The organism is Enterobacter sp. ENT02 (assembly GCF_019219165.1).
GTDB lineage: Bacteria > Pseudomonadota > Gammaproteobacteria > Enterobacterales > Enterobacteriaceae > Enterobacter > Enterobacter mori.
Window position 1 is genome coordinate 550,139 of sequence record NZ_JAHUWD010000003.1, and the last position, 17,865, is coordinate 568,003.

At 55.7% G+C, this 17,865-nt stretch carries 12 protein-coding genes and 1 pseudogene; 10 read left to right on the forward strand and 3 right to left on the reverse strand.

The annotated features are described in order from the left end of the window. The first annotated feature begins 1 nt into the window (after position 1). Both gudD and KW829_RS13630 read left to right on the forward strand, forming a co-directional pair. On the forward strand, positions 2-1,339 hold the full coding sequence (gene gudD / locus KW829_RS13625) for a glucarate dehydratase (RefSeq protein ID WP_218308408.1): 1,338 nt from the start codon (positions 2-4) through the stop codon (positions 1,337-1,339). A 77-nt stretch (positions 1,340-1,416) separates the two neighbouring features. Then, positions 1,417-2,556: a glycerate kinase gene (locus KW829_RS13630; protein ID WP_218308409.1), complete on the forward strand. Its 1,140-nt coding sequence runs from the start codon at positions 1,417-1,419 to the stop codon at positions 2,554-2,556. A gap of 81 nt (positions 2,557-2,637) precedes the next feature. Here the strand turns inward: KW829_RS13630 and barA are convergent, their stop codons facing one another. Further along, positions 2,638-5,397, reverse strand: coding sequence for a two-component sensor histidine kinase BarA (barA, locus tag KW829_RS13635; protein WP_218308410.1), 2,760 nt, complete (start codon positions 5,395-5,397; stop codon positions 2,638-2,640). Positions 5,398-5,456: 59 nt separating this feature from the next. On the opposite strand from barA, the gene rlmD reads away from it, so the two are divergent. The 5 genes from rlmD to eno all read left to right on the forward strand — a co-directional run bounded on the left by rlmD (position 5,457) and on the right by eno (position 13,140). Continuing rightward, on the forward strand, positions 5,457-6,755 hold the full coding sequence (gene rlmD / locus KW829_RS13640; protein WP_218308411.1) for a 23S rRNA (uracil(1939)-C(5))-methyltransferase RlmD: 1,299 nt from the start codon (positions 5,457-5,459) through the stop codon (positions 6,753-6,755). A 51-nt stretch (positions 6,756-6,806) separates the two neighbouring features. Then, positions 6,807-9,038, forward strand: a complete 2,232-nt coding sequence (gene relA / locus KW829_RS13645) for a GTP diphosphokinase (protein WP_109082232.1) — start codon at positions 6,807-6,809, stop codon at positions 9,036-9,038. Positions 9,039-9,106: 68 nt separating this feature from the next. Then, entirely contained in the window at positions 9,107-9,898 is a 792-nt protein-coding gene (gene mazG, locus KW829_RS13650; RefSeq protein ID WP_089601188.1) for a nucleoside triphosphate pyrophosphohydrolase, read from the forward strand. Positions 9,899-10,121: 223 nt separating this feature from the next. Then, positions 10,122-11,759, forward strand: a complete 1,638-nt coding sequence (pyrG, locus tag KW829_RS13655) for a glutamine hydrolyzing CTP synthase (RefSeq protein WP_010434601.1) — start codon at positions 10,122-10,124, stop codon at positions 11,757-11,759. 82 nt (positions 11,760-11,841) lie between these two features. Beyond that, positions 11,842-13,140: a phosphopyruvate hydratase gene (eno, locus tag KW829_RS13660; RefSeq protein WP_010434599.1), complete on the forward strand. Its 1,299-nt coding sequence runs from the start codon at positions 11,842-11,844 to the stop codon at positions 13,138-13,140. Between the two features lie 52 nt (positions 13,141-13,192). On the opposite strand, the gene KW829_RS13665 is transcribed toward eno, so the two are convergent. Next, complete coding sequence (locus KW829_RS13665; RefSeq protein WP_218308412.1) at positions 13,193-14,017, reverse strand: MurR/RpiR family transcriptional regulator; 825 nt, start codon at positions 14,015-14,017, stop codon at positions 13,193-13,195. Positions 14,018-14,183: 166 nt separating this feature from the next. Here KW829_RS13665 and KW829_RS13670 point away from each other — a divergent pair. The 3 genes and pseudogenes from KW829_RS13670 (at position 14,184) to queE (ending at position 17,175) form a co-directional block, all read left to right on the forward strand. Beyond that, positions 14,184-15,742 (forward strand): annotated as a pseudogene (locus KW829_RS13670) (PTS transporter subunit EIIC). After that, positions 15,742-16,431 carry an N-acetylmannosamine-6-phosphate 2-epimerase gene (locus KW829_RS13675; RefSeq protein ID WP_218308413.1) on the forward strand — a complete coding sequence of 230 codons (690 nt, stop codon included), beginning with the start codon at positions 15,742-15,744 and terminating at the stop codon, positions 16,429-16,431. Before KW829_RS13670 ends, KW829_RS13675 begins: the two are co-directional and overlap by 1 nt. Before the next feature lie 72 nt (positions 16,432-16,503). Continuing rightward, positions 16,504-17,175 (forward strand): 7-carboxy-7-deazaguanine synthase QueE, encoded by a 672-nt coding sequence (gene queE, locus KW829_RS13680; protein WP_010434572.1) that lies wholly within the window; start codon positions 16,504-16,506, stop codon positions 17,173-17,175. Between the two features lie 86 nt (positions 17,176-17,261). Here the strand turns inward: queE and queD are convergent, their stop codons facing one another. After that, on the reverse strand, positions 17,262-17,624 hold the full coding sequence (gene queD, locus KW829_RS13685; protein ID WP_010434567.1) for a 6-carboxytetrahydropterin synthase QueD: 363 nt from the start codon (positions 17,622-17,624) through the stop codon (positions 17,262-17,264). Positions 17,625-17,865 lie beyond the last annotated feature (241 nt).

Consider the following 17,865-nt stretch of genomic DNA (forward strand, 5'->3'; position numbering starts at 1 on the left):
CATGAGCACATTTTCTACCCCTGTAGTCACTTCCATGCAGATCGTTCCGGTTGCGGGCCATGACAGCATGCTGATGAATTTGAGCGGCGCGCATGCGCCGTTCTTTACCCGCAATATCGTGATTATCAAAGACAATTCCGGCCATACGGGCGTGGGCGAAATTCCGGGCGGGGAAAAGATCCGCAAAACGCTGGAGGACGCCATTCCGCTGGTGGTGGGGAAAACCCTCGGCGAATACAAAAATGTTCTCAATGGCGTGCGTAGCACCTTTGCGGACCGCGATGCGGGCGGGCGCGGGCTGCAAACCTTCGACCTGCGTACGACTATCCACGTGGTCACCGGTATTGAGGCGGCAATGCTGGATCTGCTTGGTCAGCATCTTGGCGTGAACGTTGCGTCCCTGCTGGGCGAGGGTCAGCAGCGCACCGAAGTGGAAATGCTGGGCTATCTGTTCTTTGTCGGCAACCGTAAGCTGACGCCACTGCCGTACCAGAGCCAGCCGGATGAGCACTGCGACTGGTACCGCGTTCGCCACGATGAAGCGATGACTCCTGACGCGGTGGTGCGTCTGGCCGAAGCCGCTTACGAAAAATATGGCTTCAACGACTTCAAACTGAAGGGCGGCGTACTGGCAGGGGAAGAAGAGGCGGAGGCCATTACCGCGCTGGCAAAACGTTTCCCGCAGGCGCGCGTCACGCTGGATCCGAACGGCGCATGGTCGCTTGATGAAGCGATTAAAATTGGTAAGCAGCTTAAAGGCGTGCTGGCCTACGCGGAAGATCCGTGTGGGGCCGAGCAGGGCTTCTCCGGGCGCGAGGTGATGGCCGAGTTTCGCCGCGCCACCGGTTTGCCAACGGCAACCAATATGATCGCCACCGACTGGCGCCAGATGGGGCATACCTTATCCCTTCAGTCCGTCGATATTCCTCTGGCGGACCCGCATTTCTGGACGATGCAGGGTTCAGTTCGCGTGGCGCAGATGTGCCACGAGTTCGGCCTGACCTGGGGCTCGCACTCCAACAATCACTTCGACGTGTCGCTGGCAATGTTCACTCACGTTGCCGCTGCCGCGCCGGGCACGATCACCGCCATAGATACCCACTGGATCTGGCAGGAGGGCAATCAGCGTCTTACTAAGCAGCCGTTTGAAATCAAAGGCGGCATGGTGCAGGTGCCAACCACGCCGGGCCTGGGCGTTGAGCTGGATATGGACCAGGTGATGAAAGCCCACGAACTGTACCTGAAACACGGTCTGGGCGCGCGCGACGATGCGATAGCCATGCAGTATTTGATCCCGGACTGGACATTCGACAATAAACGTCCGTGCATGGTACGATAAACGCATTGGGACCGCTCCCATGAGCGGTCGTTTACGTGGTGTATGCTTAACGTAATGACTATGCGTAAGGATGGCTTATGAAAATTGTTATCGCACCGGACTCGTATAAGGAAAGTTTGAGTGCTCTTGAGGTAGCGACAGCGATAGAACGCGGCTTTCGCGAGATTTTTCCCTCGGCTAACTACGTAAAATTACCGGTTGCCGATGGGGGCGAAGGCACCGTCGAGGCGATGGTTGCGGCCACTCAGGGGCGAATCATTCATGTCCCGGTGACAGGTCCGCTGGGGGAGCCTGTTGAAGGGTTCTACGGGTTATCCGGTGACGATCAAAGCGCGTTTATTGAAATGGCGGCGGCGAGCGGTCTGGAGCTTGTGCCACCCTCGCAGCGCAACCCGCTGAAAACGACCTCGTGGGGAACCGGCGAGCTCATCCGTCATGCGCTGGACGCGGGCGTTAAGCATATCATTATCGGCATTGGCGGCAGTGCCACCAACGACGGCGGCGCGGGCATGGTCCAGGCGCTGGGCGCGAAATTGCTGGATGCCGCTCAGAAGCCTGTCGGACTCGGGGGCGGCGAACTTGCCACGCTGGCACATATTGACCTTACCGGTCTCGATAAACGGCTGAAAGCGTGCCGGATTGAGGTTGCCTGCGATGTCACCAACCCGTTAACGGGGGAGGAGGGAGCCACTGCGGTGTTTGGCCCGCAGAAAGGGGCGACGCCAGAGATGATTGTCACCCTGGACAACGCGCTTGCCCATTATGCGCAGGTTATCGCCCGCGATCTGGATATCGACGTTCTGAACCTGTCCGGCGGCGGTGCGGCGGGCGGGATGGGGGCCGCGTTATACGCCTTTTGCGGCGCTCAGCTGCGTCAGGGGATTGAGATCGTCACCGATGCCTTGCATCTCGCGGATCAGGTCGCCGATGCTGATTTAGTGATCACCGGCGAAGGCCGCATCGACAGTCAGACTATCCACGGTAAAGTGCCCGTTGGAGTGGCGAAAGTCGCAAAACGCTTTAACAAACCGGTTATCGGGATTGCGGGCAGCCTGACGGCGGATGTCGGTGTGGTGCATGAGCACGGTATCGACGCCGTGTTTAGCGTGATTTACACCATCTGTTCACTGGAGGATGCGCTGGAAAATGCCAGCGAGAATGTCAGGATGGCCGCAAGGAATATCGCGGCGGCGCTGAAAGTGGGGCAGGGAATGTAGTTTTCCCTCTCCCTGTGGGAGGGCATCAGGCCGCACCCGCAATTGTAGGCCCGGTAAGCGTAGCGCCACCGGGCTTTTATATCAGCTCCCTAACACCTTCATCGCTTCCCGCGTCACGTTATCCATTTCATCCAGCAGCTCCAGAAACTCGGGTTCAAGCTCGGATTCTGGCGTACCGGCGCGTAACTGTTGCTCCAGCAACTGACAAAGGTTCTTCAACCGCGGCACCCCGCTGTAGCCGCAGCTGCCGTGCAGCTTGTGGATGGCTTCCAGCAGTTCTTCGGGGTTTTCTCCCACCAGTTGTTCTTCAACTTTATTACGGATTTCCGGCAGGAAGGCGACCAGCATTTGCAACATGTCGCGGGCTAAATCGGTTTTCCCTGCCGCCTGGCGCAGCGCCAGCGACCAGTCGAAGGTGGCATTCTGGTTGACGCTAATCTCCGGCGATTCTGTTGCAACCATGTACGTCCCGCCAATATGCCCCGGTTTGTAGCGCACCAGCAGGCTATGCAGTTTCTCTTCGTCGATAGGCTTGGCCAGATAATCATTCATCCCGGCGCTCAGCAATTTTTCTTTCTGTCCGGCCATGGCGTGCGCGGTCACCGCAATAACCGGCGTTTGCTGCTGATGCGGGAGCTGGCGGATAAGCTCGCAGGCGCGAATTCCGTCCATACCCGGCATCTGAATATCCATCAGAATCAAATCGAACTGCATCTGTTTAGCCTGTTCCACTGCCTGCGCACCGCTAGTACACAGTTCCACATGCTGAACCTGATCCTCCAGCAGCACGCCAATCAGCTTCAGGTTTGCCGGGTTATCGTCCACCGCCATCACGCTCATCGGCAGCTTTTGCTCGTCGCTGACGAGCGGCAGCGCGTGCTGGCTTAGACGACAGTATTCGGTGAGTGCAGGCAGCAGGCGTGTGGCCGTGAGCGGTTTGAGCAGACAGGCGGCGGCCCCATCGTTTTTCAGCTCTTCGGCGTTAATTTGTGCATGGCAAGGCAGAGCCAGCAGCAGGTAGTCAGTCATTGATGCCGCTTTCGCCAGGCGCTCCTGCTGCATGGTCAGTTCGCCCGTAAAGGTGACCGGGATCCCCATCAGCAGGATATCGTAGTGCTCAACGGCAAGCGCAGAGAAGGTCGGGCTGTACACAACCTCCAGCGGCGTGGTGCTTAACACGTCCAGCGTGCACTGTGCCGCTGCGGCATTTGGCTCAACGTAGGCCAGACGCATCCCTTTCAGGCAGTCAGTCACTGGCCCATCGGTCATGACGTTCGGGTTGAGATCGAGATTGATATGGAACCAGAAGGTTGAACCCCGGTTAGGCTGGCTGTGGAAGGAGATATCGCCGCCCATCTCTTTTACCAGTTTTTGGGTGATCACCAGCCCCAGGCCGGTCCCCCCGTGGCGGCGGGAAATACTGGCGTCCGCCTGACGGAATGCCTGGAACAGACGCGACTGATCGCGCTCCGGTATGCCGATACCGGTATCGCGGATCTGCACCTCAATCTGTACCTTGTTATTACTGAGCGCCCGCTTTTCGACAAGAATGTCGATATTGCCGCTCTCGGTAAACTTGATCGCGTTACCCACCAGATTGGTTATGACCTGCTGCAGACGCAGCGGGTCACCAATGACGTTATCCGGCACATCGTTTTTGATATTGAGCGTCAACTCCAGCCCCTTATCGTGTGACGAATGCGCAAGCAGCGTCACCACCTCATCCAGCGTGCCGCGCAGCGGGAACGGAATACTCTCGAGGATCAGCTTGCCCGCCTCCAGCTTCGAGAAGTCCAGCACGTCGTTAATGATCGCCAGCAGGTTGTTGGCCGAACGTTCGATAGTATGCAGGTGGTCGCGCTGGGTGGGGTTAAGCTCGCTTTTCAGCGTCAGACGGGTAAAGCCGATTACGCCGTTCAGCGGGGTTCTCAGCTCGTGTGACATATTGGCAAGGAATTCGGATTTAATGCGCGCGGCTTCCTGGGCGCGTTTTTTGGCCAGATCCAGCTCGACGTTCTGAATCTCCATTTGCTCCAGCGTTTCGCGCAGGTCGGAAGTGGCCTGGTCAACGTTGTGCTGCATCTCTTCATGATACGCCGCCAGCGACATCGCCATTGAGTTGATGCCGTTTTTCAGCATATCCAGCTCGCCCAACATAAACCCTTCCACGCGGCTGTCGAGCTGGCCGCGACGGATACGGTCAACGGTGTTGACCATGTTTCGAATCGGCCCCGTCACATCACGCATCAGTCGCCAGCCGAAAATCAGCGCAATGCCGATACAGAAGAGCATCATCACGCCGGAGATAAATATTTCTTTGTACTGCTGCAGCCGGACTGACTTGAGATCCAACTCCAGCGCCACATATCCCAGCATGTTGTTGCTGGATTTGGCTTCAGACTGAGCGGATTCATCTGGAGAATAGCTCTCGGAGATGATTGGCGTGCGCAGGATCATAATATCCCCTCGCCGCAATACGGTGAGATGGCGCGGGAACGGCGTGCCGTCAGGAATTTTCAGGGACGTCGGGTCAAGGTGAAAATTCGAGGTAACAAACAGACGGTTGTTTTCATCATAAACGGAGATAGCCCGCACGATGTCCGAATGACGACGATGCAGGACGCTAATTAACTGACCAATGGATTCCCGGTTTTGCAGGTTCATCCCGTACTCGCTGGAGACCGCCAGCGGTTCGATAATGCTGGCTCCGGCGTCTTCCAGCTGTCGCTGCAAATCGTTATAGCGATGCACCACAAAGAAGATACTCAGCAGCAAACCGATCAATACGGTGGGGGCGAGGATCAAAATCATCATGCGTGCACGCAGGCTGTAGTTGGTCATGGCGTTCCGTTATGGGACAATTAGGACAATTATGTTTATATGTGAGAAAAATCTCAGCGATGGCGCAATTCTACTCTGCAAAGCGACGCGTGACGACGCGTCAGATCATAACTGTTGAAGCCACGGACCTCGATCCCTTTGGGCAGGGTGTGGCGCGGCACAACGGTAAGACACTGTTTATAACAGGTTTGCTGCCATCAGAACGAGCAGAAATTACGCTGACGGAAGATAAACGCCAGTACGCGCGCGGCCAGGTAAAGCGCCGACTGAGCGATAGCCCGGAACGCGAAGTGCCTCGCTGCCCCCATTTTGGCGTCTGCGGGGGCTGCCAGCAACAGCATGCCAGCGTAGTTTTACAGCAAAAAAGTAAAAGCAGCGCGCTGGCGCGTCAGCTTAAGCATGAGGTTAACGAGATTATCGCCGGGCAGCCCTGGGGCTACCGTCGGCGCGCGCGCCTGAGCCTCAGTTATCAGCTAAAAACCGAGCGGCTGGAGATGGGATTTCGTAAATCCAGCGCCAGCGATATCGTGGATATAAAGCAGTGCCCTGTTTTGGTGCCCCAACTTGAGGCATTGCTCCCTGATGTGCACCAGTGTCTGTCCGGGCTCGAAGGTGTTCGCCATCTCGGGCACGTGGAGCTGGTTCTGGCTAACAACGGCCCGCTGATGGTGCTGCGCCATACTGCGCCGCTGTCCGAAAAAGATCGCGAAAAACTGGAACGCTTTTCGCATTCCCACAAGCTTGCGCTTTTCCTGGCACCACAAAGCGAGATACTTGAGCAGGTTACGGGAGAGGCTCCCTGGTATGCGTCAAACGGGCTACGCTTAACGTTCAGCCCGCGGGATTTCATCCAGGTCAATGACGGCGTGAATCAGCAGATGATTGAAAAAGCGCTGGACTGGCTCGATATCCAGCCGACCGACCGGGTGCTCGATCTCTTCTGCGGTATGGGTAATTTCACGCTGCCCCTGGCGCAGAAAGCGGCAAACGTGGTGGGTGTGGAAGGCGTTGAGGCGCTGGTCGCCAAAGGACAGGAAAACGCTCTACAGAATGGCTTGCAAAATGTGACATTTTTTCATCAAAACCTTGAGGAAGATGTGACTCAACAGCTGTGGGCAAAACAGGGCTTTGATAAAATTTTGCTCGACCCGGCACGTGCCGGTGCTCCGGGCGTAATGGCACATATTATTAAACTCGCGCCGAAGCGTGTGGTCTATGTTTCCTGTAATCCGGCGACGCTTGCCCGGGACAGCGAGGCATTAATCAGTGCGGGTTACCAGATTCAGCGTCTGGCAATGCTGGACATGTTCCCGCACACTGGACATCTGGAATCGATGGCGTTGTTTGAGCACATCTAATTTGTTTGGCTTGTCGACTTCGACAGGCCCTGGTCCCTAAAGGAGAGGACGATGGTTGCGGTAAGAAGTGCACATCTTAATAAAGCTGGTGAGTTTGACCCTCAAAAATGGATCGCAAGTCTGGGGATTTCCAGCCAGCAGTCGTGTGAACGCTTAACCGAAACCTGGGCCTATTGTCTGCGCACCACGCAGGGACATCCTGACGCCGAGCTGCTGCTGTGGCGCGGCATCGAAATGGTCGAAATTCTCTCCATGCTGAACATGGATATCGAAACGCTGCAGGCCGCGCTTCTGTTCCCGCTTGCCGATGCTGACGTGGTCAGCGAAGACGTGCTGCGTGACAGCGTCGGAACCTCCGTCGTCGCGCTGATCCACGGCGTGCGCGATATGGCGGCCATCCGCCAGCTTAAAGCTGCCCATACCGATTCCGTCTCCTCAGAACAGGTTGATAACGTCCGGCGAATGCTGCTAGCCATGGTGGATGACTTCCGCTGCGTGGTCATCAAGCTTGCCGAACGTATTGCGCACCTGCGCGAAGTGAAGGATGCGCCGGAAGACGAGCGCGTCCTTGCCGCCAAGGAGTGTACAAATATCTATGCGCCGCTGGCGAACCGCTTAGGTATCGGTCAGCTGAAATGGGAGCTTGAAGATTACTGCTTCCGCTATCTGCACCCGGCGGAATACAAGCGCATTGCCAAACTTCTGCATGAACGCCGTATCGATCGTGAACACTACATCGACGAGTTTGTCAGCGGGCTGCGTCAGTCAATGAAAGAAGAGAACGTGCGCGCCGAAGTCTACGGTCGACCTAAGCACATCTATAGCATCTGGCGCAAAATGCAGAAGAAACACCTCGCCTTTGACGAGCTGTTTGACGTGCGCGCCGTGCGTATTGTGGCGGAGCGTTTGCAGGACTGCTACGCCGCGCTGGGGATAGTACATACTCACTTCCGCCACCTGCCGGACGAGTTCGACGACTATGTGGCGAACCCGAAACCGAACGGCTACCAGTCTATTCATACCGTGGTGCTTGGCCCCGGCGGCAAAACGGTTGAGATCCAGATCCGCACCAAACAGATGCACGAAGACGCCGAGTTGGGCGTGGCCGCGCACTGGAAATACAAAGAGGGTACGTCCGGCGGCGCGCGTTCTGGCCACGAAGACCGCATCGCCTGGCTGCGTAAGCTGATTGCGTGGCAGGAAGAGATGGCTGATTCCGGCGAAATGCTCGATGAAGTGCGCAGCCAGGTCTTTGACGACCGGGTCTACGTCTTTACCCCGAAAGGGGACGTTGTCGACCTGCCCGCGGGCTCCACGCCGCTCGACTTCGCCTACCACATCCACAGCGATGTGGGGCACCGCTGCATCGGGGCGAAAATCGGCGGACGAATCGTGCCATTCACCTATCAGCTGCAGATGGGTGATCAGATTGAGATCATCACCCAGAAGCAGCCCAACCCGAGCCGCGACTGGCTGAACCCGAACCTGGGCTATGTCACCACCAGCCGCGGGCGCTCCAAGATCCACGCCTGGTTCCGCAAGCAGGATCGCGATAAAAACATCCTTGCCGGTCGCCAGATCCTCGATGACGAACTGGAGCATGTGGGGATCAGCCTGAAAGAGGCGGAGAAATTCCTGCTGCCACGCTACAACTTCAACGAGCTTGACGAACTGTTAGCGGCCATTGGCGGCGGAGATATCCGTCTGAATCAGATGGTGAACTTCCTGCAGGCGCAGTTCAACAAGCCAAGTGCGGCGGAGCAGGATGCGGCGGCGCTGAAGCAGCTGCAGCAGAAAACCCATGCGCCGCAGCAGCGCAGCAAAGATAACGGCCGGGTGGTCGTGGAAGGCGTGGGCAATCTGATGCACCACATTGCCCGCTGCTGCCAGCCTATTCCAGGTGATGATATCGTTGGCTTTATCACTCAGGGGCGCGGGATTTCGATCCACCGTTCAGACTGTGACCAGCTTGCAGAGCTGCAGTCACATGCGCCGGAGCGTATCGTGGAAGCGGTCTGGGGCGAAAGCTACTCTGCAGGCTACTCGCTGGTGGTGCGCGTCACCGCCAATGACCGCAGCGGCCTGCTGCGCGACATCACGACCATTCTCGCCAACGAGAAGGTTAACGTGCTGGGCGTTGCCAGCCGCAGCGATACCCGCGAGCAGCTTGCCACCATTGATATGACCATCGAAATTTACAACCTGCAGGTGCTGGGCCGTGTGCTCGGCAAACTGAACCAGGTGCCGGATGTGATAGACGCGCGTCGTCTGCACGGCGGTTAACTGCACTTTCTTATGTAGGCCGGGTAAGGCTTTGCCGCCACCCGGCTTGTTTTTTAATGGAACAGATTATGACTCAAATCGACCGCCTGCTCGGCATCATGAAACGCCTGCGCGACCCGGAGAACGGTTGCCCGTGGGACAAGGAGCAGACTTTCGCCACCATCGCCCCGTACACCCTCGAAGAAACCTATGAAGTGCTGGACGCCATTTCACGCGAGGATTTTGACGACCTGCGCGGCGAGCTGGGCGACCTGTTATTCCAGGTGGTGTTCTATGCGCAGATGGCACAGGAAGAAGGGCGCTTTAACTTTGACGACATCTGCGCTGCCATCAGCGAGAAGCTGGAGCGCCGCCATCCGCATATTTTTGGCGATGCCACCGCAGGCAACAGCGCGGAAGTGCTGGCTCGCTGGGAGCAGATAAAAAGCGCCGAGCGGGCCGAAAAATCCCAGCACTCGGCGCTAGATGATATTCCGCTAAGTCTGCCCGCGCTGATGCGCGCGCATAAAATCCAGAAACGCTGCTCCGCCGTGGGTTTTGACTGGGACTCCTTGGGGCCGGTGCTGGATAAAGTGCATGAAGAGATCGACGAAGTGATGCATGAAGCGCAGCAGGCGGTTGTGGATGAAGCAAAGCTGGAAGAGGAGATGGGAGACCTGCTTTTCGCGACCGTAAATCTTTCGCGCCATTTGGGTGTAAAAGCGGAAACCGCCCTGCAAAAAGCCAACATTAAGTTCGAGCGACGCTTTCGCGAAGTTGAGCGGATTGTGGCCTCACGCGGCCTGGAAATGACCGGAATCGACCTCGAAGCCATGGAAGAAGTCTGGCAGGAAGTAAAACGCCAGGAACATGATCTCTAACGAGATTTTGCGATCAAGCGCAATTTGTGTGATTTTTTAAATGACAAGCGCTTGATTTGCGTCAAAAACATTTACCCAAAAGGGGCTATTTTCTCACTCCTTATGTTTGTCATGGCTTGGAATGGAGACGGAGAATGAAAGTTTGTGGCGCTCGCCGTGTTCGGGTATACTACTTTCCCGTCCTGGTTATTCCATCGTTTCACCCTAACTTCTCAGGTTCAGCATGACAACGAACTATATTTTTGTGACCGGCGGGGTCGTATCCTCTCTGGGTAAAGGCATTGCCGCAGCCTCCCTCGCAGCCATTCTTGAAGCCCGTGGCCTCAATGTGACCATGATGAAACTGGATCCGTACATCAACGTCGATCCGGGCACCATGAGCCCAATCCAACACGGGGAAGTGTTCGTTACTGAAGACGGCGCTGAAACCGATCTGGATCTTGGCCACTACGAGCGTTTCATCCGCACCAAAATGACCCGTCGTAACAACTTCACGACTGGCCGCATCTACTCAGACGTTCTGCGTAAAGAGCGCCGCGGTGACTACCTGGGGGCAACTGTTCAGGTTATCCCGCACATCACTAACGCAATCAAAGAACGCATCGTTGCGGGCGGCGAAGGGCACGACGTGGTGCTGGTCGAAATCGGCGGAACCGTAGGTGATATCGAATCCCTGCCATTCCTTGAAGCGATTCGTCAGCTGGCTGTCGATATTGGTCGTGAGCACGCGCTGTTCATGCACCTGACCCTGGTGCCGTACATGGCCGCCGCAGGTGAAGTGAAAACCAAGCCGACTCAGCACTCAGTAAAAGAACTGCTCTCCATCGGTATTCAGCCAGACATCCTGGTTTGCCGCTCCGATCGCGCGGTTCCAGCGAACGAACGTGCGAAAATTGCATTGTTCTGTAACGTGCCTGAAAAAGCCGTTATTTCAATGAAAGACGTCGATTCCATTTATAAAATCCCGGGCCTGTTGAAATCACAGGGCCTGGACGATTATATTTGTAAACGATTCAGCTTGAACTGTCCGGAAGCTAACCTGTCTGAATGGGAACAGGTTATTTACGAAGAAGCCAATCCGGCTGGTGAAGTGACTATCGGTATGGTCGGCAAGTACATTGAACTGCCGGACGCCTATAAGTCAGTCATCGAAGCGCTGAAGCACGGTGGTCTGAAGAACCGCGTCTCCGTGAACATCAAGCTGATTGATTCGCAGGATGTTGAAACGCGTGGCGTCGAAATTCTGAAAGATCTGGATGCGATTCTCATCCCTGGCGGCTTCGGCTACCGTGGTGTAGAAGGCAAGATCGCCACCGCGCGCTATGCGCGTGAAAACAATATTCCATACCTCGGCATCTGCCTGGGTATGCAGGTTGCGCTGATCGAATTTGCGCGCAACGTAGCGGGAATGGAAAACGCGAACTCTACGGAATTTGTGCCAGACTGTAAGTACCCTGTAGTGGCGCTTATCACTGAATGGCGCGACGAAGAAGGTAACGTCGAAGTCCGTACCGAGAAGAGCGATCTGGGTGGCACTATGCGTCTTGGCGCACAGGCCTGCCAGCTGTCCGACGATAGCGTGGTTCGCAAGCTGTATGGCGAGCCAACCATCACCGAGCGCCATCGTCACCGCTATGAAGTCAACAACATGTTGTTGAAACCGATTGAAGCTGCGGGTCTGCGTGTTGCGGGCCGTTCCGGGGATGATCAGTTAGTCGAGATCATCGAGGTGCCTAACCATCCATGGTTCGTTGCCTGCCAATTCCACCCGGAATTTACTTCTACGCCGCGCGACGGGCATCCGCTGTTTGCAGGCTTCGTGAAGGCCGCCAGCGACTACCAGAAGCGTCAGGCGAAGTAAAAAAAGTTAGAACGGCAACGCGTACCTCTGGTACGCGTTGTTTGTCTGGAGTTTTAGTTTAACTTGTACTGAGGAAAATCTAATGTCCAAAATCGTTAAAGTCATCGGTCGTGAAATCATCGACTCCCGTGGTAACCCGACCGTTGAAGCGGAAGTTCACCTGGAAGGTGGTTTCGTTGGTATGGCTGCTGCTCCATCAGGTGCTTCTACTGGTTCCCGCGAAGCGCTGGAACTGCGCGATGGCGACAAATCCCGCTTCCTGGGCAAAGGCGTACTGAAAGCGGTTGGCGCTGTAAACGGTCCTATTGCTCAGGCAATCCTTGGCAAAGACGCCAAAGACCAGGCTGGCATCGACAAGATCATGATCGATCTGGACGGTACTGAAAACAAATCTAACTTCGGTGCGAACGCAATCCTGGCTGTTTCCCTGGCTAACGCCAAAGCAGCAGCAGCAGCGAAAGGCCAGCCACTGTTCGAGCACATCGCTGAACTGAACGGCACCCCAGGCAAATACTCCATGCCTGTACCAATGATGAACATCATCAACGGTGGTGAGCACGCAGACAACAACGTTGATATTCAGGAATTCATGATTCAGCCAGTTGGCGCGAAATCCCTGAAAGAAGCAGTACGTATGGGTTCTGAAGTGTTCCACAACCTGGCTAAAGTTCTGAAAGCTAAAGGTATGAACACTGCTGTTGGTGACGAAGGTGGCTATGCGCCAAACCTGGGTTCTAACGCAGAAGCTCTGGCTGTAATCGCTGAAGCAGTTAAAGCAGCAGGCTACGAGCTGGGCAAAGACATCACCCTGGCGATGGACTGTGCAGCATCTGAATTCTACAAAGACGGTAAATACGTTCTGGCTGGCGAAGGCAACAAAGCATTCACCTCCGAAGAGTTCACTCACTTCCTGGAAGACCTGACCAAACAGTACCCAATCGTGTCTATCGAAGACGGTCTGGACGAGTCTGACTGGGCTGGCTTCGCATACCAGACCAAAGTACTGGGCGACAAAATCCAGCTGGTTGGTGACGATCTGTTCGTAACCAACACCAAGATCCTGAAAGAAGGCATCGAGAAAGGCATCGTTAACTCCATCCTGATCAAATTCAACCAGATCGGTTCTCTGACCGAAACTCTGGCTGCGATCAAAATGGCGAAAGACGCTGGTTACACCGCTGTTATCTCTCACCGTTCTGGCGAAACTGAAGACGCTACCATTGCCGACCTGGCTGTGGGTACCGCTGCAGGCCAGATCAAAACCGGTTCTATGAGCCGTTCTGACCGTGTTGCTAAATACAACCAGCTGATTCGTATCGAAGAAGCGCTGGGCGAAAAAGCACCATACAACGGTCTGAAAGAGATCAAAGGCCAGGCATAAGCCTGAACTTTCGTTCTTATGAAAAAACCCGCTTCGGCGGGTTTTTTATTTTCTAAAGCAGAAGCGGCAGCGTGGCGCTTGCCGTTTGTTGGCTAACGTCGCCGTAATGACCATCCAGCGCAATCATGGACGTGGTCAGCAGCTCGACCAGCAGCATCACCCCAACTTTAGCATTGAGTGCGCCTGCGCTAAGGGGACCCTCTGGTTTGGCGGCAACCAGCTGCATGTCGCTCAGAGACGCCAGCGGGCTGCGGGGTGTATTGCTGAGTGCCAGAACCTTAACGCCGCGCTTGCGGGCAAGTTTCACCACGTGGAGTAAATCCCGCGTTGAACCCGAACTGGAGATGGCCACAACCAGCGTCTCTTTCGAAAGCGTTGTCGCATTCATGGCCGCGCGGTGCATATCGCTAAACAGCTGCGCGGGTTTTCCCAGCCGCAGCAGCTTGTAGTGCAGATACTCCCCGAGGATCGCGCTGGCCGCGACACCGTAAATCTGTACGGACTGCGCCTGATGCAGCGCCAGCGCGGCCTTTTCAAGCAGCCCGCGGTCGAGGAGTCTGGCGGTATCCTGCAAAGCCTGCACCGACTCATCCACGACGTTATCAATGTCATCCCCCGACTGACGCGCGGGCTGGCCCTGCTGAATATCCAGCGCAAGCGCCATTTTGAATTCGTTATAGCCCTTGCAGCCCAGCGTGCGGCAAAGACGCGTTACGCTGGCCTCGCTGGTGTGGCTCTCGCGCGCCAGTTCCGTGATCGTCAGGTAGAGCACCCGGGCAGGATCGTTGAGGACAAACTCGCCGAGTTTTTGTTGCGTTGGGCTGTATCCGGAAGCCTCCTGGCGGAGCTTCAGCAGCAGGTTTTCATGGTCCGACATGCCAGGTCCTTAATGTGTTTCTCTGCGCCTAGTGTGGCGGAAAGCGGGGGAAAGATGCCAGTCATTTTGAAAAAGTATGATCGGCTTCCTGGTTTTTGATGGTAATTTTCACTAAATAATATTTATATGGTAAAAATTTTCATCGTTTAATGGGGAGATGAGAAAAATGATGCAAATGTTCAGTGGCGCTTCTTCGGGGGGATGGTTTGAAAAAGCGCAGCGCTTTGGTAAGTCCTTTATGTTGCCCATAGCCGTGTTGCCCGCGGCGGGTCTGCTGCTGGGGATAGGCGGTGCGTTATCGAATCCGAATACGCTGGCGGCTTATCCGTTTTTAGATGTCGGCTGGCTTCAGGCCATTTTCACTATCATGAGCAGCGCAGGTTCAATCGTCTTTGCGAACCTCTCGGTGTTGTTTGCGGTTGGGGTTGCCGTCGGGTTGGCAAAAAGCGATAAGGGCACGGCTGGGCTGGCGGCGCTTCTCGCGTTTCTGGTGATGAATGCCACCATCAACGCGCTGCTGATCCTCACCGGCAAACTGGCGCACGCGAACCCGGGCGCTGTGGGGCAGGGCATGACGCTGGGGATTCAGACGCTGGAAACCGGCGTGTTTAGCGGCGTGGTGATTGGTCTGGTGACCTGCACGCTCCATCATCGGTTTAATAAAATTGCGCTTCCGCAGTTCCTCGGGTTCTTTGGCGGCTCGCGCTTTGTCCCCATAATCAGCTCGCTGGCGGCGATACTCGTCGGCGCGCTCATGACCGTGGTTTGGCCGCATTTCCAGAAACTGATTTTTGGTCTCGGCGGGCTGGTGGATGCCACCGGCTATCTGGGCACTCTGCTGTACGGCTTCATTTTACGCATGCTGGGCCCGTTTGGTTTGCACCATATCTTCTATCTGCCGTTCTGGACCACCGCCCTCGGCGGCAGTGAGATTGTCAACGGTCACCTGGTTGAGGGCACACAGCGGATCTTCTTCGCCCAGCTGGCCGATCCCACCACGCGTCAGTTTTACGAAGGCACGTCACGTTTCATGTCCGGGCGCTTTATTACGATGATGTTTGGCCTGCTCGGCGCCTGTCTGGCGATGTACCACACGGCAAAACCAGAAATAAAAAGCGCGTTGCCGGGCTGCTGCTCTCTGCGGCGTTAACCTCGTTCCTGACCGGGATTACCGAGCCTATCGAGTTCTCCTTCCTGTTTATTGCGCCGGTACTTTACGTCATTCATGCACTGTTTGACGGGCTGGCGTTCATGCTCGCACACATGCTGCATATCACCATCGGACAAACCTTCTCCGGCGGTTTTATTGACTTCGTGCTGTTCGGCATTTTGCAGGGGGAGGCCAAAACCAACTGGATGTTCGTTCCGCTGGTCGGCGTGCCGTGGTTCTTCCTTTACTACTTCACCTTCCGCTACCTGATTAACCGCTTTGATTTTGCCACGCCGGGTCGGGAAAAGGAGGCGATGGCCAATGAAGTGACTTTTTCGCAGAGCGAGCGCGCCGTTGCGGTGATCGCTGGATTAGGCGGAAAAGAGAATCTGGAAGAGGTGGACTGCTGCGCTACGCGTCTTCGCGTCACGGTGAAGGACGGCAGCAAAGTGAATGACGCGGCGCTGAAAGCCACCGGCGCGCGCGGCGTTATCGTGCGCGGTAACGGTGTTCAGGTCATTTATGGCCCGCACGTCACGATTATCAAAAACGAAGTGGAAGAGATCTTATCGTAATGAAAACTGTACTGGATAACCTGAAGGGAAAACTGGTCGTCTCCTGTCAGGCGCTTGAGAATGAACCGCTGCACAGCCCGTTTATTATGTCGCGGATGGCGCTGGCGGCGGCGCAGGGCGGGGCCGCCGCCATTCGTGCCAACAGCGTAGTAGATATTGAGGCCATTAAGCAGCAGGTCTCTTTGCCTGTTATCGGCATCATCAAACGGGATTACCCGGAAAGCGAGGTGTTTATCACCGCCACGATGAAAGAGGTGGATGAGCTGATGACCGTCTCGCCGGAAATCATAGCGCTTGATGCGACGGCGCGGGAGCGCCCCGGTGGGGAATCCCTGGAAACGCTGGTCACGCGCATCCGCTCACGGTATCCCGCGGTACTGCTGATGGCGGATATCGCCACCGTGGGTGAAGCCGTGACGGCGCAGGCGCTTGGCTTTGACTGCGTCGGCACCACGCTTTACGGCTATACGGCGGAAACGGCGGGTCATTCGCTTCCTGAGAATGACTGCGAGTTCCTGAAGGCAGTGCTGGCTGCCGTGACAGTTCCCGTGGTTGCCGAAGGCAACGTGGATACCCCTGAACGCGCGGCCAGATGCCTGGCGCTGGGCGCGCATACGGTTGTTGTCGGCGGCGCAATCACCCGTCCACAGCAAATTACCGAGCGTTTTATGGCGGCGATTGGCGCGTAAAGCACCGATGGAGCATGACCATCCGGCGGGGATCTGCGATACTTATCGTTTATCCCCTTTACTGAGATGACTATGCAGTACCCGATTAACGAGATGTTCCAGACCCTGCAAGGCGAGGGTTACTTTACCGGCGTTCCCGCTATTTTCATTCGTTTACAGGGATGCCCGGTTGGCTGTGCCTGGTGTGATACCAAACATACGTGGGATAAGCTCGCAGATCGGGAAGTGTCGCTGTTTAGCATACTGGCGAAAACCAAAGAGAGCGATAAGTGGGGCGCGGGCAGTCCAGAAGATCTGCTGGCCATTATTGGTCGTCAGGGCTGGACGGCGCGCCACGTGGTGATCACCGGCGGTGAACCCTGCATCCACGATCTGACGCCGCTGACCGAGCTGCTCGAAAAGAACGGCTACAGCTGCCAGATTGAAACCAGCGGCACCCATGAAGTGCGCTGTTCACACACCACCTGGGTGACGGTATCGCCAAAAGTGAATATGCGCGGCGGGTATGACGTGCTGTCTCAGGCACTTGAGCGTGCTGATGAGATCAAACACCCGGTAGGGCGCGTACGTGATATCGAAGCGCTGGATGAACTGCTGGCAACGCTGACCGATGAAAAGCAGCGCGTCATTGCGCTACAGCCGATCAGTCAGAAAGACGACGCGACGCGCCTGTGCATTGAAACCTGTATTGCGCGTAACTGGCGCCTGTCGATGCAAACGCACAAGTACCTGAATATTGCATAAAAAAAGCCCGGTGGCGCTAGCGCTAACCGGGCCTAGGGTTCGAGGCTCTTGTAGGCCGGGTAAGCGTCAGCGCCACCCGGCAAGCATCACTCCCCGCGATACACGCAGCCTGCCGTGCAGGTCTCTTTGATCATTACCGCGCTCAGCAACGGCACCAGCGGCTTCATCTGATCCCAAATCCATTTTGCCAGCACTTCGCTGGTCGGGTTTTCAAGGCCAGGAATATCATTCAGATAGTAGTGATCCAGACGATCGTAGGTCGGCTTAAACGCGGCCTTCAGCTCGGCAAAATCCATGATCCAACCGGTATGCGGATCGACTTCACCGGTGATCTCAAGACGCACCATAAACGAGTGTCCGTGCAGGCGGCCACATTTATGCCCTTCAGGGACATGCGGAAGGTGGTGGGCGGCTTCGAAGGTGAAATCTTTAAACAGTGTGGTGGACATGATCGCTCTCAGTAATGCGGAAAAAACCGCCGCATAGTACCGGAAAGCACAATTTTTAGCATTAACTAAAACGGCTCAATAGGTACTGAAGCGCGATATGCCCTTTTTTTGTTAGTTTTCGTATTATATTTCAATGGGTTAATTAATCGTTTTTACTGTTAAGAACGATAAGTAAAACAGGTTAGTCCATTTGGTTATTTATTATTTCCATCCCTTCTTTAATTGTTATTATCCTCGCCGT